This window comes from Actinotalea sp. Marseille-Q4924 (genome assembly GCF_916618755.1).
In the GTDB taxonomy this organism is placed as follows: Bacteria; Actinomycetota; Actinomycetes; order Actinomycetales; family Cellulomonadaceae; genus Actinotalea.
Genome location: NZ_CAKAKB010000002.1, coordinates 181,906 through 207,450, shown reverse-complemented (window position 1 = coordinate 207,450; position 25,545 = coordinate 181,906). Strand labels below are relative to the sequence as shown.

The window sequence follows — 25,545 nt, the reverse complement described above, 5'->3', positions numbered from 1 at the left end:
ACCGCTGTGCGGTGACCGTTCCCGGGAGGTAACACCCCCGGAACGGCGACCGAACAGCGGCTTCCTAGCGTCGGCAGCACGGTCACTCCGACCGTCCTCAGCCCGCCGACGCAGGAGGACGCGATGTCCGCTCCGACGCTCAGCACCCCGCCCGGCAGCGCCCCCACGAGCACCACCCCGTGCCGGCACCACCCCCGCCGGCACGACGACGACGCCCGACGCCCCCGTCGTCCACCGGCGCCGCGGCCGCTGGATCGACCACTGGGAGCCGGAGGACCCGCACTTCTGGGAGAACGGCGGCCGCCGGACCGCCCGACGCAACCTCGCGCCGTCGATCTTCGCCGAGTTCCTCGGCTTCGCGATGTGGGCGTCCTGGAGCATCGTCGTCCCGCAGCTCGCCTCGGTCGGCTTCACGCTGACGGTCGACCAGCAGTTCTGGCTCATCGCGCTGCCGAGCCTCGTCGGCGCGACCCTGCGCATCCCCTACACGTTCGCCGTCCCGCTGTTCGGCGGGCGGAACTGGACGATCGTCTCGGCGCTGCTCCTCCTGCTGCCCGCGAGCGCGCTGGCGTTCGTCGTCACCCGGCCGGAGACGTCGTTCGCGACCCTCATGCTCGTGGCGGCCCTGGCGGGCCTCGGGGGCGGCAACTTCGCCTCCTCGATGGCGAACATCTCCTTCTTCTACCCCGAGCGGGAGAAGGGCAAGGCGCTCGGACTCAACGCCGCCGGCGGCAACATCGGCACGGCCGCCGTCCAGCTCGTCGTGCCGATCGTCATCGTGCTGGGCGCCGGGCTGCACCTCGAGCGCGCCGGCCTCATGTTCATCCCGCTCGTCCTGCTCGCCGCCGGGTGGGCGTGGCGTCGGATGGACAACCTGTCCGGGGCGACGAGCGACTACAAGGCGTTCGGCGCCGCGGTGCGCCACCCGCACACCTGGATCATCTCGTTCCTCTACATCGGGACGTTCGGCTCGTTCATCGGCTTCTCCGGTGCCTTCCCGACGCTCCTGGCCACCCAGTTCCCCGCGGTCGCGCTGAGCATCGCCTTCCTCGGCGCGCTCGTCGGCTCGCTGGCCCGGCCCTCGGGCGGGATGCTCGCGGACCGCGTCGGGGGCGCCCGGGTCACCATCGGCGCCTACGTCGTCATGGCGCTGGGCACCCTCGGCGCGATCCTCTCGCTGCACGGGGGGAGATTCTGGGCCTTCCTGCTGTCGTTCCTCCTGCTCTTCCTCGCGACGGGCGTGGGCAACGGCTCGCTGTACCGGATGATCCCGGCGGTCTTCCAGGTCGGGGCGACCGACGCCGACGACGCCACCCGCCGCCGCAAGGCCGCCGCCGGCTGCATCGGCATCGCCGGCGCCGTCGGGGCGTTCGGCGGCTTCCTCATCCCCCGCGGCTTCGCGGTCTCGAACGGCGCGACCGGCAGCCTCGAGCCGGCGCTGTGGGCCTTCATCGGGATGTACGCGGTGATGGCCACCGTGACGTGGGCGCTGTACCTGCGCCGGGGAGCGGCCCTGACGACCGCAGGCATCTGATGACGGCCACGGTGAACGGGCGGGACGCGGTGGGCGGGGCGGCCCCGGCGGACGGGACGGCCACCCACTGCCCGTACTGCGCCCTGCAGTGCGCGATGACGCTGACCCCGGCCCCCGCCGGCCCCCTGCCGGTCACCGTCACGCCGCGCGACTTCCCCACCAACCGCGGCGGGCTGTGCCAGAAGGGCTGGACGAGCGCCGAGGTGCTCACGACGCCGGACCGGCTCACCACTCCTCTGGTCCGTCGCGCCGACGGCGCGCTGCACCCGGCGTCGTGGGACGAGGCGCTCGACCTCGTGGCCGACCGGCTGCGGCGGATCCAGGCGGAGGACGGGCGTGAGGCGGTCGCCGTCTTCGGCGGCGGGGGGCTGACGAACGAGAAGGCGTACGCGCTGGGGAAGTTCGCGCGCGTCGTCCTCCGCACGCCGTTCATCGACTACAACGGGCGCTTCTGCATGGCCAGCGCCGCAGCGGGCGCGAACCGGGCGTTCGGCGTCGACCGGGGCCTGCCGTTCCCCCTCGCGGACGTCGGGGGGGCCCAGGCGGTGCTGCTCCTCGGCTCCAACCTCGCAGAGACGATGCCCCCGTCGTCCCAGCACCTGGCCGCCGCGCGGGCGGCCGGGGGCGTCGTCGTCGTCGACCCGCGGCACTCCGCGACGGCCGCGCTCGCCGACGACGGCGCGGGGCTGCACCTGCAGGCGGTCCCGGGCACCGACCTCGCGGTCCTCCTCGCGCTGCTGCACGTCGTGTGGGCCGAGGGCCTCGTCGACGCCGGGTACCTCGCCGACCGCACCACCGGGGCCGACGACGTCCGGCGCAGCGTCGCCGCGTGGTGGCCGGAGCGCGCGGAACGGGTGTGCGGCGTCCCTGCGGAGGACCTGCGCCGCGCCGCGCGGCTGCTCGCCGCCGCGGCACCCGTGAACGGCGGCACCGGCGCGTACGTGCTCACCGGCCGCGGCGCCGAGCAGAGCACGCAGGGCACCGCGACCGTCACCGCGGCGATCAACCTCGCCCTGAGCCTCGGTCTGCCCGGGCGCGTCGGGAGCGGGTACGGCGCCATCACCGGGCAGGGCAACGGGCAGGGCGGGCGCGAGCACGGCCAGAAGTCCGACCAGCTGCCCGGCTACCGGCGGATCGACGACCCGGCGGCCCGCCGGCACGTCGCCGGCGTGTGGGGCGTCGACCCCGACGACCTGCCCGGCGCCGGGGTCCCCGCCGTCGAGCTGCTGCGCCGCTGCGGCACCCCCGGCGGGCCCCGCGCGCTGCTCGTGCACGGCTGCAACCTCGTCGTCAGCGCGCCCGACAACCAGGCCGTCCGCGAGCGGCTGGCGGCGCTGGACCTGCTCGTCGTGTGCGACCTCGTCCCATCCGAGACGACCGAGCTCGCGGACGTCGTCCTCCCCGTCACGCAGTGGGCGGAGGAGACCGGGACGATGACGTCGCTCGAGGGCCGCGTCCTGCGGCGGCGTCGGGCCGTCGACCCGCCGCCGGGCGTGCGCTCCGAGCTCGAGGTGCTGCACGACCTCGCCGCCCGGCTCGGGGTGACGCGCGGCTTCGACACGGACCCGGCCGTCGTCTTCGACGAGCTGGCCCGCGCCAGCGCCGGCGGGGTGGCGGACTACTCCGGCCTGTCGCACGCGCGGCTGGACGCGGCCGAGGCCGCCGGTGAGGGCCTGTTCTGGCCGGTCCCCGCCACGCCCGACGACGAGCCGGACCACCCGGGGACGCCGCGCCTCTTCGCCGACCGGTTCCCGACGCCGGACGGCCGGGCCCGCATGGTCGCCGTCGACCACCGCGGACCGGCCGACGACCTGCGCCCCGACGCGCCCCTCTACCTCGTCACCGGGCGGGTGCTCCAGCACTACCAGTCCGGGGCCCAGACCCGCCGCGTCCCGGCGCTCGCCTCCGCCCAGCCCGAGCCGTTCGCGGAGGTGCACCCCCTGCTCGCCGATCGGCTGGGGGTGGCCGACGGAGAGCTGCTCGAGGTCACCTCGGCACGGGGCACCGCGGTCGCCGTCGCGCACGTCACCACGACGGCGCGCCCCGACACGGTGTTCATGCCGTTCCACTGGTCCGGCGAGGGCAGCGCCAACCGCCTCACCACCGACGCGACCGACCCGGTCTCCGGCATGCCCGAGTTCAAGGTCTGCGCCGTCCAGGTCCGCGCCGTCCAGCTCAGTCCCGCCCACATCGGCGCCGCCCGACCCCAGGAGGTCACGCCATGAGCGTCACGAGGGTCGTCGTCGTCGGGAACGGCATGGTGGGGTCCCGCTTCGTGGAGGAGCTGCTCGGACGGGTCGCGGGCGACGCGCGGGAGTCGCTCAGCGTCACCGTCCTGGGTGCGGAGGAGCACGAGCCCTACAACCGGGTGCTCCTCAGCGAGGTCGTCGCCGGCAAGGTCGACGTCGCGTCGATCACCCTCCCGTCGCCGGCCGAGCCGCGACCGACCGTGCTGCGGGGCGTCGCCGCGGTCCGCCTGGACCGGGCCGCCCGCGTCGTGCACGCCTCGGACGGCGGCACGCACCCCTACGACGTGCTCGTCCTCGCGACCGGAGCGCGTGCCCGCGTCCCCGCACTGCCGGGCCTCGAGGCGTGGCGGACGCGCACCGGGTCCGACGACGACGCCCTCCCCGCCGGCGTCCACGCCCTGCGCACCCTCGACGACGCCCGCGAGATCGTCGCCGCCACGCTCAACGCACGCCGCGCCGTCGTGCTGGGCGGGGGCGTCCTCGGGCTCGAGGCGGCATGCGGCCTCGCCCGCCGCGGGGTGGCCGTGACCGTCGTCCACGGCGGCCCGCACCTCATGGAGCGCCAGCTCGACGACGCCGCGGCGGCCGCCGTCGGGCGCGGACTGGACCGCCTCGGCATCGCCCACCGGGTCGCGACGTTCGCCGACGACGTCGTCCTCGACGACGACGGCCGGCTCACCGGGCTGCGGGTCCGTCCCGCGGACGGCACGGCCCCGGACGCGCGGACGGCCGTCGTACCGGCCGACCTCCTCGTCATGACCGCGGGCACGCTGGCCGAGACGTCCCTCGCCGCCGACGCGGGGCTGGCGGTCCGCCGCGGTGTCGTCGTCGGACCGGACCTGGCGACCGCCGATCCGGCCGTCCTCGCGATCGGGGACTGCGCCGAGCCGCCCGAGGGCGGCAGCGGGCTCGTCGCACAGGGGTGGGACCAGGCGCGGCGCCTGGCCGCCGCGCTCGCCGACGGTCTGGCGGCGTCGGGTCGCGACGGCGCGGACCGTCCCGCGGCCGCACCGGCCGACGGTGCCCCCGGGACCGACCTCGTGCGGGTCAAGGCGCACGGGCTGGACGTCGTCGCGATGGGGGTGTGCGGCCCCGACGACGGCCCGGCCGACCGCGACGTCGTCGGGCGCCGCAGCCTCGCCCTGAGCGATCCGCGCACCGGGCGGCACGTCGAGGTGGTCGTCGCGGGCGGCGTCGTCGTCGGGGCCACGTGCGTGGGTGACCCGCGCGCCGCCGCCGACCTGACGACCGCCTACACGCGCCGCACCCCCGTTCCCGCCGACCCCGCGCACCTGCTCCTGCCCGCCGTGCGCGGGGCGGCGGTGCCGGCGGCCGAGCCGTCGCCCACGCTCATGCCCGACCGCGCCACGGTGTGCCGGTGCAACGGCGTGACGAAGGGCGAGATCGTCACGTGCTGGCACGACGGTGCCCGCGACGTCCCCGAGGTGGCCCGGCGCACCCGTGCGACGACCGGCTGCGGCGGCTGCACCGACGCGGTCTGCGGGATCGTCGACTGGCTCGCACGCAGCGAACCCGGCACGGCCGGGGACGAGCCGGCGGCCGTCGGTGCGCGGCGCGCCGAGGTCCGGAGCGCTGTCCCTGTACTCGCCGCGGGTCCGCCGCCGGGAGCGTGACGGCCGCGGTCGTCACGCCGCGACCCGGGCGGAGGGCCCGTTCGACGTGCGGACCTGCGCGAACGGAGTTCACTGTGCGCCATGAGCACCGTCCGTACCGGCACCGGGCGACGGCTGGGGCCGCTCGTCACAGCCGGGACGCTGGCGGCCGCACTCGCCGGCTGCGCGCTGGTCCCGGACCACTTCCCCGCCGACCCCCAGGGCACGTTGAGCCGCGTCGAGGGCGGCTTCCTGCGCGTCGGCGTCTCACCGCACCCGCCCTGGGCCGAGCTCCCCCAGGGCGCCGAGGCGGACCCCCTCGAGCCGACGGGGGTCGAGGTCGACCTGGTGACCGGCTTCGCACGGACCGTGGACGCCGAGGTGGTGTGGGCGGCCGGCACGGAGGAGCAGCTCGTCGGCGACCTGGAGGCGGGCAAGCTGGACGTCGTCGTCGGGGGGTTCACCGCGCGCACACCGTGGAGCTCGCACGCCGCCACGACGCGTCCGTACGCGAGCGTGCCGGGCGAGACGGGCGAGGAGGAGCTGCACGTCATGCTCACGCCGATGGGCGAGAACGCGTTCCTCGTGGCCCTGGAGCGGTACCTGCTCGAGCAGGAGGTCGGCGGATGACCGCCGCACCGGCCGGCCGCTCCCCCGCGACCCCCGACGACCACCGCGACCGCGCGCGGTTCGGCCACACCGAGCTGCCGGAGGAGCAGGAGCGCGCCCTGCGCCGGGCCGTACGTCTCGCGTGGCTGACGATCGGCTTCCTCGTCACTGCCGTGGTGCTGCTCTACCTCGTCATGGGGAGCTCCCAGGCCATGAAGGCCGCGTGGGCGGAGGACATGCTGTCGTTCATCCCGCCGTTCGCGTTCCTGGTGGCGCTGCACCTGACGCGCAAGCCGCCGTCCCCGCAGCACCCCTACGGCCACCACCGGTCGGTCGGGGTCGGTCACCTCGTGGCGGGCACGTCGCTGGTCATCATGGGCACGTTCCTCGTCTGGGACAGCGGGTCCGGCCTGCTCAAGCAGGAGCACCCGCCCATCGGGCTCATGGAGGTCGCCGGCCAGCAGGTGTGGTCGGGCTGGCTCATGATCGGTGCCCTGGCGTACACGCTCGTCCCCCCGGTCCTGCTCGGACGGGCGAAGATGCCCCTCGCCGAGCAGCTGCACGACCGGGTGCTCCACGCCGACGCGGACATGAACAAGGCGGACTGGATGACGGCCGCCGGGGGCATCGTCGGCATCCTCGGCGTCGGCGTGGGCCTGTGGTGGGCGGACGCCGCCGCCGCCCTGTTCATCTCCGCGAGCATCCTGCGCGACGGCGTCACCAACGTGCGCACCGCGGTCACCGCCCTCATGGATGCCCGGGCGAGCACGGTGGACGGGACGCAGGTCCACCCGCTCGTGGGTCGCATCGACGCCCGCCTGCGGGAGCTGCCCTGGGTGGAGCAGGCCCGCTCGCGGGTCCGCGACGAGGGCCACGTGTTCCACGTCGAGTCCTTCGTCGTCCCGATCGCGGGCATCCCACCGGAGCTCGCGCAGCTGCGGGAGGCGCGCGAGGCGGTCTGCGCGCTGGACTGGAAGGTGCAGGACGTCGTCGTCGTCCCGACCGAGCAGCTCCCCGGGGACCTCCTGCCCGCGGTCGGCGCGGAGCGGGAGGAGCGCGCCGTGGAAGGGCACGACGCAGGCTGAGGGCGGCCCGCTGGGGGCGCTCGGGGCGGCGTGCCCGCCGGCCGTTCGGAGCCCCGCGTCAGCCCCACCCGGGCCGTACGTCCCCGCCGCGACCGGCGGCGGCGCCGGACGATGGACGGGCAGAGGGACCGCCCCGGTCGACGGCGACCGGGCGGAGCGGTGGGGAGGTGCCGTGGCAGCGCGCGTGGTCGTCGTCGGCGGTGGGTACGGGGGCTCTGCCGTGGCACGACAGCTCGACGACGTGGCGGACGTGGTCCTCGTCGAGCCCCGGGACGGCTTCGTCCACACGGTCGGGGCCTTGCGCGCGGCCGCCGACGCGGCGTGGGAGGACCGGGTGTTCCGGCCGTACGACGGCCTCCTCAAGCGCGGCCGCGTGCTGCAGGACTGGGTGCGCAGCGTCTCGCCGGGCGTCGTGCTGCTGTCGACGACGCAGCGCCTCGAGGCGGACTTCGTGGTGCTCGCCACGGGGACGAGCTACGCGTTCCCCGCGAAGACGGGCGACCTGACGCGCGACGGCGCCGTGGCCGCGCTCGCCCGGATGCGGGACGACCTCAGCCGCTGCGACGCCGTGCTCGTCGAGGGCGGCGGGCCGGTGGGGCTCGAGCTCGCCGGGGAGCTGACGCACGCGTTCGAGGACCTGCACGTCGTCGTCGTCGAGCGGGAGGACCGGGTCCTCCCCGGGGAGGACGTCGAGCCGGAGCTGCGCGAGTCGGTCGTCCGGCAGCTCACCGACCGGGGCGTCGAGCTGGTCACGGGCGCCGCGCTGGTCGCACCCCCGCCGTACGAGGTCGGCCGGTACGGCCCGTTCGTGGCCGAGACCGCCGCGGGCGTGAGCATCGGTGCGCAGATGTGGTTCCGCTGCCACGGTGCCCGCCCCCTGACGGACTACCTCGACGACGACCTCGTCGCGCTCCGCCGGCGGGACCGCACGGTGCGCGTGACGCGGCACCTCTCCCTCGTCGGCGAGGACCGGCTCTTCGCCGTCGGGGACATCACCGACATGCCCGAGGACAAGCGCGCGACCGTGGCGCACGAGCACGCCGGGGTGGTCGTGCAGAACATCCGCGACCTCATGGCGGGGCACCCCCCGTCGGCGGCGCACCGTCCGGCGCGCCGGCGCCTGGTGCTGGCGCTCGGCCCCGACGCCGGAGCGGCACAGGTCGAGCAGGCGGACGGCTCCGTCGTCGTCCTGGGCGCACGCGACACCGTGCGCCTCAAGGAGGACGACCTCACCCGCACCGACCTGCCCGCGCCCGTGGCGCTGGTCGGCGTCCCGCCTCAGCCGAAGAGGCCCACGGCGTAGCCGAGGAAGTACAGCGCTCCGAGCACCGTGAACGCGATGATCACGCCATAGATGATCTTGTTCGTCCGCTCGCTCGGCAGGTCCGGCTGGTGCTGGGTCACGCCCGGCGTCGTGCTCGCCTCACCGGGCGGGGTGTCCCCCGGAGCCACACCGCCGCCGGGCTCCAGGCCCGCGGTCTGGGCCGGGTCGGGGTCGGCCGGGTTCGGTGAGTGCGTCATGTCCCGACGGTAGGTCGCGCCTCGCCCGGGCGCGCGCCGACGACGCCTCGGGTCAGGCGAGCAGGTCCCGGACCATCGGTCCGACCCGGGTCCCGTACAGCTCGATGCTGCGGACCAGCTGCCCGTGGGGCATCGGGCCGGTCGCGTACTTGAGGTCGAACCGGCGGATCCCCAGCGCCCGGACGGTCTCGGCGATCTTCCGCGCGACGGTCTCCGGGGAGCCGACGTACAGGGCGCCGTCGTCCGCCTCGGCGTCGAACTGCGCTCGTGTCGTCGGACCCCAGCCGCGCTCCCGGCCGATCCGGGAGTACATGGCCTCGTAGTGCGGCCACAGCTCCTCGCGGGCCCGCTCGTCGGAGTCGGCGACGTGGCCCGGCGAGTGGACGCCCATCGGCAGGTCCCCGACGCCCAGCTCCGTGAGCGCCCGGCGGTAGAGGTCCGCCAGCGGGACGAAGCGCTCGGCCGGCCCGCCGATGATCGCCATCATGAGCGGCATCCCGTAGCGGGCGGCCCGGACGACCGACTCGGGGTTCCCGCCGACGCCGATCCACGTCGTCAGGTGCCCGGACGCGGTGCGCGGGTGCACCTCGATGCCCTCGACGGCGGCCCGGGTGCGGCCGGCCCACGTCACCGGCTCCTCGCGGAGCAGGTGGCTGAAGAGGTCGAGCTTCTCGGTGAACAGCACCTCGTAGTCGGACAGGTCGTAGCCGAAGAGGGGGAAGGACTCGACGAAGGACCCGCGGCCGAGGATGACCTCGGCGCGGCCGCCCGAGAGCCCGTCGAGCGTCGCGAACCGCTGGTACACCCGCACGGGGTCGTCGCTCGACAGCACCGTGACTGCCGACGAGAGCCGCAGCCGCGAGGTGCGCCCGGCGATCGCCGCGAGCACGACGTCCGGCGCCGTCACCGCGAAGTCGGGGCGGTGGTGCTCGCCGATGCCGAGGACGTCCACGCCGGCCTGGTCCGCGACGACACCCTGCTCGAGGACCTCCCGCAGGGTCACGGCGGGGTGCTGGAGCGCGCCGTCGGCGCCGAGCGTCACGTCGCCGAACGTGTTGAGGCCGAGCTGGAGGGCGGGGGCGTCCGGCGCCGTGGCGGCGGGGGCCGGGGTGGGGTGCGTGTCGTCGCTGCTCACGCCAGGTGAGAACACGACGCCGCCGACCCGCATTCCGGGGCGCCACCTTGATCGACGCGCCGAGCGGGACGACCCCGGGTAGGACTGGGGGGTGCCGTACACCCCTGACCCCGACGCGCCCGCACCCGGCGACCCTGCCGCGGGCGGTGACCGCGCGCCGCGTGACCCCGCGGCCGCCGGCTCGGCCCCCGAGGACCCGCGCGTCACCGTCGTCGTCGCGAGCATGAACCGCCGCGACGAGCTGCTCGAGAGCCTCGGTCGGCACCGCGCTCCCGTGGTCCTCGTCGACAACGGCTCGACCGACGGCACCGCCGCCGCCGTCCGGTCCGCCCACCCCCACGTCGAGGTCGTCGAGCTGCCGCGCAACGTCGGTGCCGCGGCCCGCACGATCGGGGTCCGCCGGGCCGCGACGCCCTACGTGGCGTTCGCCGACGACGACTCGTGGTGGGGCGAGGGCTCGCTGCGCACCGCCGCGGACGCCCTGGCGACCCACCCGACGGCTGCCCTGGTCAACGCGAGCGTGCTCGTCGGGACCGGTGAGCGCCGCGACCCGTTCTGCGACGTGCTGGCCGGGTCACCGCTGCACGGCACCGACCGGCTGCCCGGACGCCGCGTGCTCGGGTTCATCGCCTGCGCGGCGATGGTGCGGCGGGACGCCTTCCTCGCGGTGGGCGGGTTCGACGACGTCGTGCGGTTCCCCGGCGAGGAGGAGCGGGTCGCGTGGGACCTCACCGCGGCCGGCTGGGACCTCGCCTACCTGCCCGACGCGGTCGTGCACCACCACCCCTCGCCGCGGCGGCACTCCCCCGACGCCCGTGTCCGCGCCATCACGCGGTCCGCGCTGCTGAGCGCCGTCCTGCGCCTGCCCTGGCCGGACGTCGCCGCCCGCTGGCGCGGCGCCGTCGTCGGCGGGGACGAGGCCCTGCGCCTCGGCGCCCGCGACGCCCTGCGGGACCTGCCGCGGGCGCTGCGCCACCGTCGCGTGCTGCCGCCGCAGGTGCTGGCCGACCTGGACCTGCTGGCCCGCGAGGACGAGCTGACCGAGGACCGCCGAGGAGGGCACTGATGAGGAGCATCGACGAGGCACGCCGCAGGACGGACGGTGGCCGGACCGGCCGGGCAGTCGTGACCGGCGGCGCCGGGTTCCTCGGCAGCCACCTGTGCACCGAGCTGCTGGCCCGCGGGTGGGAGGTCGTCTGCCTGGACAACTTCCTCACCGGGTCCCCGGCCAACGTCGCGCACCTTCTCGGCGACGAGCGCTTCCAGCTCGTGCGCTGCGACGTCACCGACTTCATCCACGTGCCCGGCGACGTGGACCTCGTCCTGCACTTCGCCTCGCCCGCCTCCCCGGTCGACTATCTCCAGCTGCCGATCCACACGCTCAAGGTGGGGTCGATCGGCACGGGGCACGCGCTGGGGCTGGCGATGGAGAAGGGCGCGCGGTTCCTCATCGCGTCCACGTCGGAGGTCTACGGCGACCCGCAGGAACACCCGCAGCGCGAGGACTACTGGGGCCACGTCAACCCCATCGGCCCGCGCGGCGTCTACGACGAGGCGAAGCGCTACGCCGAGGCGCTGACGACGGCGTACCGCACGACGCACGGCGTCGACACGGCGATCGTGCGCATCTTCAACACCTACGGCCCGCGGATGCGGCCGTACGACGGGCGCGCCATCCCGACCTTCATCCGCCAGGCGCTCGCCGGGGAGGCGCTCACCGTGGCCGGGGACGGCAGCCAGACCCGCTCCGTCTGCTACGTCGACGACCTCGTGCGCGGCATCCTCGCCCTGGCGGACAGCGGCGAGGCGGGCCCGGTGAACATCGGGAACCCGTCGGAGCGGACGGTGCTGGAGATCGCCCAGGACGTCGTCGCTGCGACCGGCTCGCGCTCGACCATCGAGTTCATCGAGCGGCCCGTCGACGACCCGACGGTGCGCCGGCCCGACACCACCAAGGCGCAGCAGCTGCTCGGCTGGGAACCGGAGGTCGACTGGCGTGAGGGCCTGGTCCGGACCGTCGCGTGGTTCCGCCAGGAGCTGGCGACGTCCGCGTGACCGGGACCGACCAGCTCGAGGCCCTCGTCGCCGCCTGCGCCGACGAGCCCATCCGCATCCCCGGCTCGATCCAGCCGCACGGGGTCCTGCTCGCGGCGCACGCCGCCGCGCTCGACGTCGTCGTCGCGTCCGCGAGCGTCCAGCAGCACCTCGGCCGGCGGCCGGAGGACCTGCTCGGCACCCGGCTGCCGGACCTGTTCGGCCAGAGCTGGCCGCGCGACGGCCTGAGGTCCCTCGACCCCTCCGAGCCGCGCCGCCTGCACGTCGTCGGCGGTGGCGTGCGCCGGGTGTTCGACGCGCTCGGGCACGAGCGGGACGGGCTCGTCGTCGTCGAGCTGGAGCCGGCCGCCGACGCGCCGGAGGAGGTCGCCGTCCAGGCCCGCGCCTCGCTGCGTGCGCTCCAGGAGGCCGGGACGGGGCCGGCCCTGACGCAGATCATCGCGCGCGAGGTGCGGGAGCTGACGGGCTTCGACCGGGTCATGGTCTACCGGTTCGACGAGCAGTGGAACGGCACGGTCGTCGCGGAGGAGACCCGCCCCGACCTCGGCCTGGACCCGTACCTCGGCCTGCGGTTCCCCGCCTCCGACATCCCGGCCCAGGCGCGGGAGCTCTACACGGCGCAGTGGCTGCGGTCCATCCCGGACGCGGCGTACACGCCCAGCCCGCTCGTGCCGTCGTTCCACCCCGTGACCGGAGCCCCGCTGGACCTCTCGGCGTCGGCGCTGCGCAGCGTGTCTCCCGTGCACCTGCAGTACCTGGCGAACATGGGCGTCGCCGCCTCGATGTCGATCTCCCTCATCACCCACGGGCGGCTGTGGGGCCTCATCGCGTGCCACCACTACGCCGGCCCGCACTACCCGACGCAGGCCGAGCGCGGGGCCGCGGAGTTCCTGGGACGTACCGCCAGCGTGCTGCTGGAGGGCGACGAGCACCGGCGTCGCTACCTCGGCTCCCTCGGCGTCAGCGCCACCGCGAGCAACCTGGCTGCCGTCGTGGGCACGCACGACCGCGAGCCCCTCACGGCACTGACCCGCGACGGGCTGCTGCTCGAGCTCGTCGACGGCGCCACCGGCGCGATGGTCCGGCTCAACGGCCGCACCGTGCTGCTGGGGCGCACCCCGGAGACCGCCGACGTCCAGGCGCTGCTGGCGCGGCTGTGGCCGACGGGCCACCGGACGACGGTGGTCAGCACGTCGGTCGGCACGCTCCTGGACCGCGACGGTCGCGGCGCCGACGACGGCGCGCTGGCCGACCGTCTCGCGCCCGCCGCGAGCGGGGTGCTCGCGCTGCCCGTCCTGTCCGGCTCCGGGGGTGACGCCCTCGTGTGGTTCCAGCCCGAGGTGCTCGCCGAGGTGCGCTGGGCGGGCGACCCGCAGGAGAAGGGCTGGAGGCGACGCCGAGCGGGCTGCGCCTGACCCCGCGGGCGTCGTTCGAGACCTACGTGGAGCAGGTCCGCGGCACGTCCGTGCCGTTCGACGCCGCCGAGGTGGAGGCCGCGGAGCGGCTCGCCACGACCGTCGGGGACGTCCTCGCGCGGCGTTCCGCGGAGGACGCGCGACTGGCCGGTGCGTTGCAGCAGCTCATGCTGACGACCCGGCCGCCGGTGCCGGACGGGTACGGCCTCAGCAGCCGCTACCGCCCCAGCGGCTCGGACGCCGTGGGCGGCGACTGGTTCGACGTGACGTCGATGCCCGACGGGCGGCTCGTCCTCATGGTCGGGGACGTCGCCGGGCACGGCATGGGCATGGCCGCCGTCACCGCCCAGCTGCGGCACGCGCTGCGGGCCTACCTCATCGACACGGGCGGCGCTGCGGGTGCCCTGGAGCGGCTCGGCGGGCTCATCGCCGAGCTGCTGCCGGGCGAGCTGGCGACCGTCACCGCGGTCGAGCTGGAGCCGGGCACGGGCCGGACCACCGTCGTGTCGGCCGGGCACCCCCCGCCCGTCCTGCGCACGCGAGGCGGCGCTGTGCTCCTGGACCAGGCCCGCGGGCCGGCGCTCGGGCTCGGCGTGCACCCGACGCACGAGGTGCACACGGTCGACCTCGAGCCCGGCGACGCCATCCTGCTGTACACGGACGGGCTGGTCGAGCAGCGCCGCCGGCCGCTGAGCGAGTCGCTCCGGGAGCTCCAGGACCACGTGCGGGCGGCACCCCGGGACCCCGAGCGCATGTGCGACGCGCTGCTCGCCGGCGCGCCCCTGACCGACGACGACGTGACGCTCGTCGCCCTGCACCGCCTGGGCTGAGGGCGCCTGGCTCCTAGGTCAGGAACAGGCAGAACAGGTGGCCCTCCGGGTCCCGCAGGACGCGGTTGTCCTCCTGGGGCTGGTGGTCCTCGAGCGTCGCGCCGAGCTCGAGCGCGCGGCGGACGGCCGCGTCGACGTCGTCGACCTGCACGTCGAGGTGCATCTGCATCTGCTGCTCCCCGTCGCCGGCCGGCCACGCGGGCGGAACGTGGAGCTCCTCCCGCTGGACGGAGAGCCCCGGCTGCCCGGACGCGGGGCGGACGCGGCACCACGTCTCGTCGTCGACGAACAGCTCCCAGCCGAGCAGCTCGGCCCAGAACCGACCCAGCCGCTCGGGGTCGCGTGCCCCGAGGACCGTCGCGCGCAGCTGGAAGGTGGGCTCCGTCGCACTCATCAGCGCTCCCCCGTCAGGTCGTGAGCATCTCCTCGACCGCAGCGTGCACCTCGTCGAGGGTCAGCGCCAGCAGAGCCGGGTCGGGCTCGTCGCCGTGCGGGTCTCCGGGCCGGTCCGGGTCGCCGCGGTGGAGCACGCGGTGGCGCGCGACGTCGGTCGCCGGGCCCCAGCGGTGCGGCGGCGTCGGGCCGAAGAGGAGGACGGACGAGGTCCCCGCGGCCGTCGCGACGTGCGCGACCCCGGTGTCCCCGCAGACGACGAGCGCGGCGCGCGCGACGACGTCGGCGAGGCCGGGCAGGTCGAGCCGGCCCGCGGTGACGACCGCGCGCTCCGCGGGCAGGCCCAGCACGAGCGACTCCGCGAGGGCGATCTCGTCCGACCCGCCGGTGACCACGACGCGGCGGCCGGCGCGGACCAGGCGGTCGGCGAGGTGCGCCCACCGGTCCGCCGGCCACCGCCGGGACCCCGACGCCGCGCCCGGGTGGAGGACGACGGCGCCGTCGCCGTCCTCCGCCCGCAGCGCGGCGGCCGGCAGGTCGGGGCGGGGGTCGAGCCGGAGGTCGAGCCTCAGGTCCTCCGGCCCGCACGATGCACCCGTCGTCGCCCGCACCAGGCGGCACCACCGCTCGACCTCGTGCTCGTCCTCGTCCCACGCGGGACCGTCCGGGAACCCGTCGGCGGCGAAGGCCAGCAGCCGACCCGGTTCCGTCGCCGCCAGCACCCGGTGGCTCTGGGGACCGCGCCCGTGGAGGTTGACGGCGACCGCGGGCGGACCGCCCACGACCTCGGCCACGAGGGCCGGGTCCAGCGGCTCGACGGCCCGCACGCCGGACGCGGGCAGGACCGCGTCGACCACGCCGAGGTCCCGCAGCCACCCGCCGAGGCCCGCGGGGGCCGCGAGCACGAGCCGGTGGTCCGGGAACGCCCGGCGCAGACCGCGCAGGGCGGGGACGCCGGTGAGTGCGTCGCCGAGCCCCAGCGCGCGCAGGACCAGGACGGTCGCCGGCGCCGACGCGGCATCGCTCACGGCCAGGACGACTCGCCCGACGCCATGACGAGCATCTCGCGGATCTCCGACCCGACGGGCTGCTGCAGCGCCGTGACGACGGTCGCGGCGGTGTGGCGGGGGTCGTTGAGGTCCGCGTCCGGGCCCGGCTTGTACTGCTCGGTGCGCCCGTCGAAGAACGCGGTCCGCATGCCGCCGGGGATGAGCAGGGTGACGCCGACGCGTCCGGCGTACTCCGCCGCCAGGGCGTGGGTGAACCCGCGGACGGCGAACTTGGAGGCGCTGTAGGCCGTGGCGTCGCTCATGCCGCGCAGCGACAGCGTCGACCCGACCGTCACGACCGTCCCCCGGACCGCCTCGAGGTGCGGGAGGGCGGCGCGGACGACGGCGACCGTCCCGAAGAGGTTGACGCGGACGACCTTCTCCCACGTCTCGGTGTCGATCTCGGTGAGCGGCCCGCACGCGTCGGTCCCCGCCGCGGTGACGACGGCGGTGGGCGGTCCGACCTGCTCGACGAGGCGCGCGACGGCCTCCTCGGCAGCGGCCGAGTCGGAGAGGTCCACCTCGACGTGCGCCACGCCGTCCTGCTGCGGCGGGACGCGGTCCAGCACGGCGGGCGTGCCGCCGGCCGCGAGCACGGCGTCGACGACGGCGGCCCCGAGGCCGCTGGCCCCGCCGGTGATGTAGACGGTGCCGACGGTGCGGGGGGTGGGCGGGCTGGTGGTGCTCGTGGTCACGAGGGTCCTTCCGGGTCGGTGGTCGGGTCCGGCCGCGCGGCCGGGGCGTGCCGGGTGTCAGGCGGTGAGCGAGGCGGACCGGGCGAGGATCGACGTCGTCGACCGTCCGCCCAGGTACGGCAGGAGGACGACGCGCCCCCCGTGCTGACGGACGACCGTCGCCTCGGGCAGCTCGGCGTCGCCGTAGTCGCCGCCCTTGGCCCAGACGTCGGGCCGCAGCTGTGCGAGCGCGGCGCGCGGGTCGTCCTCCTCGAACACGACGACGGCGTCGACGCAGTCGAACGCCTCGAGCACGCGGGCCCGGTCCCGGGCGGTGACGACGGGGCGCGACGGGCCCTTGAGCCGGCGCACGGACTCGTCGGAGTTGACGAGCACGACGAGCACGTCGCCGAGCCGGCGCGCGGCCTGCAGCGTCGCGACGTGGCCCGCGTGGACGATGTCGAAGCACCCGCCGGTGGCCACGAGGCGGCGACCGCCGGACCGCAGGCGTGCCGCCAGTGCGGCGAGGTCCTCGCCCTCGCCCGGCACGGCCCGGAGCGCGGGCCCGTCGTCACCGTCCGCGTCACCGACGTCGGCCGTCGCGAGGTCGCCGCCGCCGCGCGCCGGCGCGGGGCCGGCCGGTGCGCCGACCTGACCGGCACGGTCGGCGCGCTGCCGGTAGCCCTCCGCGCCGCCGTCGGCGACCCACTGCGAGGCGTCCTGGACGGCGGCCCCCACGGCCTCGCCCACGGAGCCGCCGCGCGCGAGCACCACGGCGACCGTGGCCGCGAAGCGGTCACCGGCGCCGCAGGGGTCGCCGCCGCTCACGGCGGGGGCAGGCACGAACAGCGGCTCGGAGCCGGAGCTCGCGACGAACGCGCCGGTCGAGCCGGACGTCACGCACACGGCCGCGGCGTCCCAGCGGGCGCGCAGGCGGGACGCCATGACGTCCTCCGTCGCGAGGCACGCGGCGTCGGGCAGGTCGGCGACGGCGCCCCGCGCCTCGGCGGCGTTGGGCGTCGCGACGGCGACGCCGGGGACCGGGTCACCGCCCTTGGGGTGCGGGTCCCACACGACCGGGCGGTGGCGGGCGGTCTCGGTGAGCAGCCGGCGCACCACCGCGTCGCGGGTCGTGCCGGCGCCGTAGTCGGACACCAGCACGACGTCGGCGGACGCGAGCAGCTCGCGCAGCCGGTCCACCGGGACCTCGGTGGGCGAGCCGGGCCCGCCGTCGTCGACGCGGACCAGCGACTGCCCGGCACTGCGGATGCGGATCTTGCGCCGCGTCCCGCCGGCGTGGCCCAGCGGCAGCACGGCCATCCGTGCGCCGAGGTGCTCGAGGATCGTGCGGCCGCCGTCGTCGGTCGCGACGGGCGCGACGAGGGTGACGCGCGCGCCCGACGCAGCGACGAGCAGCGCGGTGAGCCCCGCGCCGCCGGGGCTCGTGCGGCGTGCCGTGACGTCGAGGACGGGGACGGGCGCGTCCGGGCACAGGCGCTCGGTGCGCCCGTCGACGTCCTGGTCCAGGACGACGTCACCGACGACGACGACGTGCGGGCGCCCGTCGGGGCCCTGGCCCGCGCTCATGCCGTCCTCCTGGCCCGTCGGGTGGTGACGCGCAGCCCCGGGCGGTCGCGGTCCGCCCGGACGCCGACCCGCGGGTGCTCGCTGAGCACGCCCACCCGCGCGTCGACCGCGGCGCAGACGCCGTGCACGGCGACGAGGTGGACGGCCTGCACCGCGGCCGTCGAGGGTGCGGGCACCGCGATCGCGTCGTCGCACAGGCGGGTCAGCGGGTTGGGCCCGGCGCCGGTCAGCCCCCACACGGTGACGCCCGCGTCACGCGCCCGCTCCGCGGCGCGCAGCACGTTGGGGCTCTTGCCGGACGTGGACAGCAGCACGAGCACGTCGCCGGGCCGGCCGTGGGCCTCGACCTGGCGCGCGAACATCTCCTCGGCGCCGTAGTCGTTGACGATGGCCGTGAGGCTCGACGTCTCCGCGGACAGCGCGATCGCGCTGAGCGGGCGTCGCTCGGCGAGGAAGCGGCCGACGAGCTCGGCCGTGAGGTGCTGCGCCTCCGCGGCGCTGCCCCCGTTTCCGGCGGCGAGGAGCCGTCCGCCGTCCCAGAGGACGTCGGCGAGGTGGGTGCCCCACGCGTCGACGACGTCCGACTGCTCGCGCAGCGCCGCGAGGGCGCCCGCCAGCTCGTCCGTGTGGTCCTCGATCCAGCTGCTCATACGGCCCTCACCCCCACCATGTCGTCCCGCTGCCTGTCCGTCCGCCGGCCCGCGCGCCGCCGGTCCGCGCCGCTCCCGTGGTGGCCGCCCCGTGCCTCGACCAGGCTGCGGTAGGCCGTCTCGGTGTCCCGCGCGACGCAGTCCCAGCCGAACAGCTCCACCACCCGTCGACGCGCCGCGGCCCCCATGCGCTGCCGCGCCGCCGGGTCGTCGAGGAGGCCGCGGACCGCCTGCGCCAGCGCCCCCGGGTCCCGGGGCGGGACGAGCAGCCCCGTGACGCCGTGCTGGACGCTGTCGAGCAGGCCGCCCACCGCGGAGCCGACGAGCGGTCGGCCGCACGCCGCCGCCTCGAGCGGGACGATGCCGAACGGCTCGTACCAGGGCGTCGCGACGACGACGTCGGCGCTGCGGATGAGCGCGGGGACCTCGTCGCGCGCGACGCTGCCCACGAAGCGGACGCGGTCGCGCACGCCGAGCTCGTCCGCGAGGGCGGCGAGCCGGCGGGCCTCGGGGTCCTGGTCGACCTCCTCCGCGGACGGGCCGCCCGCGATGACGAGCTCGGCGTCCGGCAGCGCGGCCAGGGCCTCGACGGCGGTCCCGACGCCCTTGCGCTCCACGAGACGCCCGAGGCACAGGAGCCGGAAGCGTGCGGCGGCGGCACCGTCGGCGTCGGCCGGGTCCACGCGACGGCCGTGCCGGGGGTCGGCGGGCAGGAAGCGGTCGCGGTCGACCCCGCACGGCACGACGGTCACGCGCTCCGCCGGGATCCCGAGGCGTCGCAGCTCCGCCACCTCGTCCGTGCACGTGGCGATGACCAGATCGACCGACCGCCCCAGGGTCGCCTCGGTCTCGACCCGGCCGGACGGCGACGTGTCCGCCGCGCCCTGGTGCCGCCGCTTGACGGAGCCGAGGGCGTGGAACGTCTGCACCACCGGCACCGGCCGAGGCATCGCGCGGGCGGCCTGGAGCGCGGCGAGCCCGGACATCCAGAAGTGGGCGTGGACGACGTCGGGGATGCCGTGCCGCTCCCAGTCGGCCGCGAGCCAGCGGCCGAAGTCGGCCATCCAGGGCAGGAGGTCGTCCTTGGGGACGTGGTCGGCGGGTCCCGCGGGGACGTGCACGACCACGACGCCACCGGGCATGGTGACCCGCTCGGGCAGGTCCGCGTCGTCGCGGCGGGTGTAGACGCTTACGTCGTGGCCACGGGCGGCGAGCTCGCCGGCGAGGGCCGCGACGTGGACGTTCTGACCTCCGGCGTCGACCCCGCCGAGGGTTGCCAGCGGGCTCGCGTGCTCGGAGACGAGGGCGATCCTCATCGCGTGACCTCCTTCAGCAGGGACTGCCAGTCGGCGAGGAAGCGCTCCAGGCCGTAGTGGGCGAGGACGTGCTCGCGGGCGGCGAGGCCGCGCTCGCGCGCCTCGTCGGGGTCGCGGACCCACCGGCGTCCGGCGGCGACGAGCGCGTCGACGTCGTTGGTGACGACGCCGGCCGTCGGCGGGACCGCCTCGGGGGCCTCCGTCGTCGACAGCGCGAGGACCGGCAGGCCCAGGGCCATCGCCTCGAGCAGCGACAGGCCGAGGCTCGTCCAGCGGTACGGGTGCAGGTAGGCGCGGTCCCGCGCGAGGAGGTCGTGCATGGCGGCCTGGGGGACGTCGTCGTGCGTGACGAGGTCCGGTCCCGGTCGCCGTCCGTGACCGGCACGGCGACCGGAGGTCTCCCGCCGCTCGCCCCCCGCGGCACCGGGCCCGTCACGGTCCCCCGGCTCGCTGCCCCAGCGCTGCGCGGCCTCCTCGAGAGCGGCCATCCCCATGCCGTAGACGTCGACCGGCAGCCGGGTCGCGACGTCGAGGACGATGTCGGTCCCCGCGACGCGCCACCGGCGGATCGGCTCGTTGACGACGACCCCGAGCCGCTCCCGCTCGCCCGTCCACCGGTGGCCGGGGTCGACGATGCCGTGGTCGACCACCGTGGTCGGCGCGATGCCGCAGTCCCACATGAGCCGGTTGAACGCCGTGACGTGCGCGACGGGGACGTCCCGCCGGTCGGCGAGCGGGTGGCGGGTCCGGGCGGCGTGCTCCGGGGGCGCGTTGTGCTCGACGTAGACGGCCGGCAGGTCCACGCCCGGGCGTCGGCCGGTCCACCGCTCGGCGAGCTCGAGGTCCTCGGGCCGCTGGAGGACGACGACGTCGACCTCCTCGTCCCGCAGCTGCTCGGGCGTCACCTCCCGAGCGTTGGCCGGCCAGTCCCAGGTCCGGGCGCGACCGCGGCCCTCCGGCCCGCGGTCGGGGACGACCGGCAGCAGGTACTCGTCGGTCCCCTGGACGAACGACGTCGTCCAGGAGCCGTGGACGTGCCACACGAGGACCCTCATGCGCCCGCCTCCACGACCACGTCGGCGACGCCGGCGGGGCGCCCGGTGAGCGCGGCGACGGCGTCGACCACCTCCGACGGCGCCACCGACGTCAGGCACGGGTGGCCCGCGACCGGGCACTCGCGCGCCCGGGTGTCGCGGCACGGCGCGGCCTGGTCGCCGAGCAGGACGGTCGGGACGCCCCAGGGCGCCCAGCGGTCGGCGGGGACGACGGGCGAGAAGAGCGAGACGACGGGCGTGCCGACGGCGGCCGCGAGGTGGGCCGGCCCGGTGTTGCCGACGACGACGCACGACGCGCCCGCCAGCACGGCCGCCAGCTCCGCGAACGTCGTGCGGCCGCCGAGGTCCACGACGGGCGGCGTCCGCGTCGCGGCGGGACCAGCCTGCGTCGCCGCAGCCACCACCGCCGCGGTCAGCCCGGTCTCGCCCGGGCCGCCCGTGACGACGACCCCGTGCCCGGCGTCGGCGAGGGCCCGCGCGATCGCGGCCGCGTGCTGTCCCGAGAGCGCGCGCGACGGCACCGACGCCCCGGGGTGCAGGACGACGTACGGGCGTCCGCTCCCCGGGTGGCCGTCGGGGCCGGCCACCGCACCGGTGCCGACGAGCGCTGCGACGTCGGGCAGCGGTCCGCGCACCGCGAGCGGGTGCGTGCCGGACGCCACCGCGACGCCCGTCGCCCGGACCAGGTCCAGCGCGGCCTCGACCTCGTGCAGGCCGTGCGGACGCCGGTGCCGCACGTCGAGCAGCGCGCCGGGGTAGTCCTCGCTGGTCCCTGCGACGAACGGCACGCCGGCGAGCCGGGCCAGCAGCGCCATGGGCAGCGGGCTCTGGTGGAACGAGGTGAGCACGAGGCAGCGGTCGTACGCCCGCTCGGCGAGGTCCGCGACGAGCGCCTGCACCGCCGCGGCGTCCACCGGCGGGGGGCGGGAGCCGGACCAGGGCGCCGCGAAGGCGAGGACCTCGCCGACGCCGGGCAGGAGCTCGGCGGCGTGCCGGCCCGCCGGGGAGACGAGCAGGTCGACCTGCGCCACGCCGTCGTCGGCCGCGAGCGCCCGCACGGCGGGACCGGCGAGCAGGACGTCGCCGTCGCTGTCGAGGCGGACGACGAGGACGCGCTCGCCTGCGCCCTGCCTCCGGCCGCTCACGCCGCGACCTCCCCCGGCTCGACCGGCGCGCCGGCGCGCGGGACGTCCCCCTCGGCGCCCAGGCCGAGGAGCTCCACGGCCTCGGCGAGGCCGGCCGCGACGAGGGGAGCCTCCGCGACCTCGGCCTCGCGGGTCACCGGGGTGGGCACGAGGACCGCGCACGCGCCGGCGGACGCGGCGGCACCCATGTCCGCCCCGATGTCGCCGACGACGGCGCACTGCGCCGGGAGCAGGCCCAGCTCGGCCGCGGCGCGCAGCACCATGACGGGGCCGGGCTTGCGGCACGCGCACGCGTCCTCGGGCCCGTGCGGGCACTGCTGCCACGTGTCGAAGGGGCCGAGCTCGGCCTCGATGCGCGCGTTGACGGCGGCCACCTGCTCCGCGGTCACGATCCCGCGGGCGATGCCGGACTGGTTCGTCACGACGCCGACCCGGACGCCCCGGGTACGCAGCGCGTCGAGCACCTCGCGGGCGCCGTCGACGACCCGCACCTGGTCCGGGTCGCCGTTGTACGGGACGTCGTGCACGAGGGTGCCGTCCCGGTCGAAGAGGACCGCGGCGACGGGCAGCGGCCACGGGGGCGCAGTGGCCGGTCGGCCCAGCACCCCGCCGTGCGCGAGCGTGCCCACGACCCGGTGCCGCACGGCGGCGAAGGGGATCTGCGCGCTGGTGAGGAGCATGCGGCGCCACTCCTCGGACCAGCCCTCCTCCCCCGGGCGCGGCCCCGGCTGCAGGCGGACGCGCGCGAATTCGGCGAAGAGTGCGAGCCACGCCGTCGCGCCGGCGGCGGCCAGGGAGCGGCGACGCAGCAGCCCGCCCCCGGCGGCGAGCGCCGCGGCGCCGACCGTCGCGACGTGCCACGGGAGCCGGCCGCGACCGGTCTCCGCGATCTCGCGCCAGCGGGGCCCGTGCAGGGCGCGCATGAGGGCGTCGTCGGCGGTCCCCGCCTGGACGCGGACGCTCACGGCGTCGTCGGCCGGGCGCACCGGGTGGGTGGTCACCCGGTCGCCGCGCTCGAGCCGCCAGCCGGCGCCCCGCACGCGCAGCGCGAGGTCGGCGTCCTCGCGGTAGGCGCGCGGGAAGCGCTCGTCGAAACCGTGGACGGCCTCGAGCGCCTCGCGCCGGTAGGCCATGTCGGCGGTCGCCCAGCGGGCGTCCTCCAGGCCGCGGGTGCTGCGCTCCCAGTCGGTGGGTCGGCGGTGCGCCGGCAGGGGGACCTCGAGCCGGCCCTGCACGGCGCCGACATCCGGGCCGGCCGCGGCGAGGTCTCGCGCGAGGCCCTGGAGCCAGCCTGCGGGCAGGACGACGTCGTCGTCGACGAACGCCACCCAGGGCGCCGTCGCCGCGCGCCACCCGGCGTTGCGGGCGGCCGCCGGGCCCCGCCCCCCGGTGCGGACGACGACGACGGGCCACGGCGCCCCGGGCACGAGGGACGCCACGTCGAGCGGCGCGGGCCAGGTCGCCGGATCGCCGTCGAGGTCGAGGCGCCGGTCGTCGGCGACGACGACGACCTCGGGCGCGGGTGCGGCGGACGTCACCTCCTGACCGGCGAGGCTGCGGAGCGTCACGCCGAGGGAGGGTCGCCCGATCGAGGGCAGCACGACGGCGACCCGGGCCGGCGTGGGAGCCGTGGCCCGGTGGCGCGGGGCGGTCGTCATCGCTCGCCCCCCCGCTCGCCCCCTCCCGCGAACAGCGCGGAGCGCCGGACGAGGTGGGGCCCGAGGACGAGGGCGTCCACCGGTGCGGACCCGAACAGCTCCAGGGCGTCCCGCGGGTCGTCGACCATGGGACGCCCGGCGGTGTTGAGGCTCGTGTTGATGACGACGGGCAGGCCGGTCCGTGCACGGAAGGCCTCGAGCGTCGCCCCGAGGCGGCGCTGGCGTGCCGGGTCGACGGTCTGGATGCGGGCGGTGCCGTCGACGTGGACGGCGGCGGGGATGCGGTCGCGCCAGGCCGGGTCGACGGTGTGGACGAAGAGCATGTACTCGCTCGGGATGGGACCGTCGCTGAAGATCTCGGCGGCGTGCTCGAGCAGGACCATGGGAGCCACGGGGCGGAACTGCTCGCGGCCCTTGACGACGTTGAGGTGCTCGAGGTTCTCCGGGTGGCCCGGGTGCGCGAGGAGCGACCTGTGGCCGAGGGCCCGGGGGCCGAACTCGCTGCGGCCGTCGAACCACGCGATGACCCCGTTGCGGGCCAGGACGTCCGCGACCTCGCCGCCGAGGTCCTCCGGGGTGGTGAACGGCACCGCGGCGCTGCGCAGCCACGCGGCGAGCTCGTCGTCGGACCACTCGCGCCCGAGGTCGGCGCCGGGCATCGGCTCGGGCACCTCGCCGCCGTCGGCGGAGACCTGCAGCGCGGCGCCGAGGCTCGTACCGGCGTCCCCCGCGGCCGGCTGGACCCAGACGTCCTCGAACGCGGTCTCGCGCCAGATCCGGGAGTTCGCCACGCAGTTGAGGGCGGTGCCGCCGGCCATCGTGAGGACCGAGTCGCCCGTCTGCTCGTGGACCCAGCGGGCGAGCTCGACGAGCACCTCCTCGAGGCGCTGCTGGACCGAGCAGGCGAGGTCGGCGTGGGGACCGCGCCACGACTCCTCGCTGAGGGTCGCGTCGGCCGCGCGGGGCGGGGCCCAGCGGGACCAGTCGGGTGCCTCCGCGAGGAAGCCGCCGTCGCCGGTGGGGCGGATGATCTCCCGCAGCTCCTCGAGGAAGCGGGGTTTGCCGTAGGAGGCGAGCGCCATGACCTTGTACTCGTCGCTGGAGCGCAGGAAGCCGAGGTGCTCGGTGAGGGACTCGTACACGAGGCCGAGGGAGTGCGGCAGCTCCTGCTGGAAGAGGACCTCGAGGCGGCCGTCCTCGTAGCGACCGGCCAGGTGCGAGGCGCGCTCGCCCCGGCCGTCGAGGACGAGGACGCTGCTGCGGCGGTGCGGGGACGCGAGGGCTGCCGAGGCCGCGTGGGCGACGTGGTGCGGGACGTAGCGGACGCGCGACTGGTCCAGCCCGGGCAGCGCAGCGGCGAGGAAGCCGGGGGCGCGCTGCGCGTACATGATCCGCAGGTGGTCCCACGGGTCGTGGAGGCCGAGCTCCTCGGCCGGCTTCGACAGCGCGGGGTCGAACGAGTACGCCACGGCGTCGAGGTCCTGCGGCTTCAGCCCGGCCTGGTCGAGCACCCACCGCATCGACAGCTCAGGGAGCTCCCAAGCGGCGAACGGGACGGGACGCTTGCCCTTCTTGCGGCGCGAGAAGCGCTCCTCCTCCGCAGCCGCGACGACCGTGCCGTCGACCACCAGGGCGGCGGAAGGGTCGTGGTAGATGGCGTTGACGCCCAGCACACGCATGGGTCGCGGAGTCCCCTTCTCCTCGGAGCGTCGAGCGTCTGCCCGACCGGGCCACGATCGGGCGGGTGCGCCTAGATCGCATCTTGAAGTGGTTCCGAGACCACATCCCCGGCGCGTCGCCTGGGTGCCGAGCTGCGTTCGGGATGCCGACGCGGCCGCGCCGTGATGGTCTCGGACGCAGCAGCAGGTCGGGGCGCGCGCGTGCGGTGGCAGCGCCCGACGGCGCCCAGGAGCTCGACCGCCGACCGGCTGACACCGACCGGCTGACCACCGACCGGCTGACCACCGACACC

At 76.5% G+C, this 25,545-nt stretch carries 21 protein-coding genes and 1 pseudogene; 10 read left to right on the top strand and 12 right to left on the bottom strand.

All coding sequences use genetic code 11. The annotated features are described in order from the left end of the window. Positions 1 to 361 precede the first annotated feature (361 nt). The 6 genes from LG379_RS05220 to LG379_RS05195 all read left to right on the top strand — a co-directional run bounded on the left by LG379_RS05220 (position 362) and on the right by LG379_RS05195 (position 8,393). Positions 362 to 1,534, top strand: a complete 1,173-nt coding sequence (locus tag LG379_RS05220) for an MFS transporter (RefSeq protein ID WP_370634432.1) — start codon at positions 362 to 364, stop codon at positions 1,532 to 1,534. Continuing rightward, complete coding sequence (locus LG379_RS05215) at positions 1,534 to 3,759, top strand: molybdopterin oxidoreductase family protein (RefSeq protein WP_225753533.1); 2,226 nt, start codon at positions 1,534 to 1,536, stop codon at positions 3,757 to 3,759. The genes LG379_RS05220 and LG379_RS05215 overlap by 1 nt, the downstream gene beginning before the upstream one ends. Next, the gene (locus tag LG379_RS05210) at positions 3,756 to 5,417 is read left to right on the top strand and encodes an FAD-dependent oxidoreductase (protein WP_225753532.1); all 1,662 of its coding nucleotides are present in this window, start codon (positions 3,756 to 3,758) and stop codon (positions 5,415 to 5,417) included. The genes LG379_RS05215 and LG379_RS05210 overlap by 4 nt, the downstream gene beginning before the upstream one ends. Positions 5,418 to 5,498: 81 nt before the next feature. Then, positions 5,499 to 6,026, top strand: coding sequence for a transporter substrate-binding domain-containing protein (locus tag LG379_RS05205; RefSeq protein ID WP_225753531.1), 528 nt, complete (start codon positions 5,499 to 5,501; stop codon positions 6,024 to 6,026). Continuing rightward, positions 6,023 to 7,090 carry a cation transporter gene (locus tag LG379_RS05200; RefSeq protein ID WP_225753530.1) on the top strand — a complete coding sequence of 356 codons (1,068 nt, stop codon included), beginning with the start codon at positions 6,023 to 6,025 and terminating at the stop codon, positions 7,088 to 7,090. The genes LG379_RS05205 and LG379_RS05200 overlap by 4 nt, the downstream gene beginning before the upstream one ends. Before the next feature lie 172 nt (positions 7,091 to 7,262). Next, positions 7,263 to 8,393 carry an FAD-dependent oxidoreductase gene (locus LG379_RS05195; protein ID WP_225753529.1) on the top strand — a complete coding sequence of 377 codons (1,131 nt, stop codon included), beginning with the start codon at positions 7,263 to 7,265 and terminating at the stop codon, positions 8,391 to 8,393. Here the strand turns inward: LG379_RS05195 and LG379_RS05190 are convergent. After that, positions 8,369 to 8,611 carry a DUF6480 family protein gene (locus LG379_RS05190; RefSeq protein WP_225753528.1) on the bottom strand — a complete coding sequence of 81 codons (243 nt, stop codon included), beginning with the start codon at positions 8,609 to 8,611 and terminating at the stop codon, positions 8,369 to 8,371. The two genes, LG379_RS05195 and LG379_RS05190, sit on opposite strands and share 25 nt — an antisense overlap. A 52-nt stretch (positions 8,612 to 8,663) precedes the next feature. Next, positions 8,664 to 9,746 (bottom strand): LLM class flavin-dependent oxidoreductase, encoded by a 1,083-nt coding sequence (locus LG379_RS05185; protein ID WP_225753527.1) that lies wholly within the window; start codon positions 9,744 to 9,746, stop codon positions 8,664 to 8,666. 91 nt (positions 9,747 to 9,837) lie between these two features. On the opposite strand from LG379_RS05185, the gene LG379_RS05180 reads away from it, so the two are divergent. From LG379_RS05180 to LG379_RS16930, 4 genes and pseudogenes are all read left to right on the top strand, one after another. Further along, positions 9,838 to 10,812 (top strand): glycosyltransferase family 2 protein, encoded by a 975-nt coding sequence (locus LG379_RS05180; RefSeq protein ID WP_225753526.1) that lies wholly within the window; start codon positions 9,838 to 9,840, stop codon positions 10,810 to 10,812. After that, positions 10,812 to 11,801, top strand: a complete 990-nt coding sequence (locus tag LG379_RS05175) for a UDP-glucuronic acid decarboxylase family protein (protein ID WP_225753525.1) — start codon at positions 10,812 to 10,814, stop codon at positions 11,799 to 11,801. Before LG379_RS05180 ends, LG379_RS05175 begins: the two co-directional genes overlap by 1 nt. Beyond that, a pseudogene (locus LG379_RS05170) lies at positions 11,768 to 13,281 on the top strand (GAF domain-containing protein); the annotation flags it as partial. The gene LG379_RS05175 and the pseudogene LG379_RS05170, both read left to right, overlap by 34 nt. Before the next feature lie 102 nt (positions 13,282 to 13,383). Further along, entirely contained in the window at positions 13,384 to 14,046 is a 663-nt protein-coding gene (locus LG379_RS16930) for a PP2C family protein-serine/threonine phosphatase (RefSeq protein WP_370634456.1), read from the top strand. Between the two features lie 13 nt (positions 14,047 to 14,059). Here LG379_RS16930 and LG379_RS05160 read toward each other — a convergent pair whose 3' ends face one another. From LG379_RS05160 to LG379_RS05110, 10 genes are read right to left on the bottom strand one after another with little or no spacing between them, the layout of a single operon-like run. Beyond that, positions 14,060 to 14,440 carry a VOC family protein gene (locus tag LG379_RS05160; protein WP_225753524.1) on the bottom strand — a complete coding sequence of 127 codons (381 nt, stop codon included), beginning with the start codon at positions 14,438 to 14,440 and terminating at the stop codon, positions 14,060 to 14,062. A 13-nt stretch (positions 14,441 to 14,453) separates the two neighbouring features. Continuing rightward, positions 14,454 to 15,467: a glycosyltransferase family 9 protein gene (locus LG379_RS05155; RefSeq protein ID WP_225753523.1), complete on the bottom strand. Its 1,014-nt coding sequence runs from the start codon at positions 15,465 to 15,467 to the stop codon at positions 14,454 to 14,456. Then, positions 15,464 to 16,183 carry an SDR family oxidoreductase gene (locus tag LG379_RS05150; RefSeq protein WP_225753522.1) on the bottom strand — a complete coding sequence of 240 codons (720 nt, stop codon included), beginning with the start codon at positions 16,181 to 16,183 and terminating at the stop codon, positions 15,464 to 15,466. The genes LG379_RS05155 and LG379_RS05150 overlap by 4 nt, the downstream gene beginning before the upstream one ends. A 57-nt stretch (positions 16,184 to 16,240) precedes the next feature. Beyond that, positions 16,241 to 17,749: a PfkB family carbohydrate kinase gene (locus tag LG379_RS05145; RefSeq protein ID WP_225753521.1), complete on the bottom strand. Its 1,509-nt coding sequence runs from the start codon at positions 17,747 to 17,749 to the stop codon at positions 16,241 to 16,243. Continuing rightward, positions 17,746 to 18,399, bottom strand: coding sequence for an SIS domain-containing protein (locus tag LG379_RS05140; RefSeq protein WP_225753520.1), 654 nt, complete (start codon positions 18,397 to 18,399; stop codon positions 17,746 to 17,748). Before LG379_RS05140 ends, LG379_RS05145 begins: the two co-directional genes overlap by 4 nt. Beyond that, entirely contained in the window at positions 18,396 to 19,715 is a 1,320-nt protein-coding gene (locus LG379_RS05135; protein WP_225753519.1) for a glycosyltransferase, read from the bottom strand. Before LG379_RS05135 ends, LG379_RS05140 begins: the two co-directional genes overlap by 4 nt. Then, positions 19,712 to 20,770: a glycosyltransferase gene (locus LG379_RS05130; protein ID WP_225753518.1), complete on the bottom strand. Its 1,059-nt coding sequence runs from the start codon at positions 20,768 to 20,770 to the stop codon at positions 19,712 to 19,714. The genes LG379_RS05135 and LG379_RS05130 overlap by 4 nt, the downstream gene beginning before the upstream one ends. Continuing rightward, complete coding sequence (locus LG379_RS05125) at positions 20,767 to 21,915, bottom strand: glycosyltransferase family 9 protein (protein WP_225753517.1); 1,149 nt, start codon at positions 21,913 to 21,915, stop codon at positions 20,767 to 20,769. Before LG379_RS05125 ends, LG379_RS05130 begins: the two co-directional genes overlap by 4 nt. Next, positions 21,912 to 23,573: an HAD-IIIA family hydrolase gene (locus LG379_RS17065; RefSeq protein ID WP_370634431.1), complete on the bottom strand. Its 1,662-nt coding sequence runs from the start codon at positions 23,571 to 23,573 to the stop codon at positions 21,912 to 21,914. Before LG379_RS17065 ends, LG379_RS05125 begins: the two co-directional genes overlap by 4 nt. Then, complete coding sequence (locus LG379_RS05110) at positions 23,570 to 25,252, bottom strand: carbamoyltransferase C-terminal domain-containing protein (protein ID WP_225753516.1); 1,683 nt, start codon at positions 25,250 to 25,252, stop codon at positions 23,570 to 23,572. The genes LG379_RS17065 and LG379_RS05110 overlap by 4 nt, the downstream gene beginning before the upstream one ends. Positions 25,253 to 25,545 lie beyond the last annotated feature (293 nt).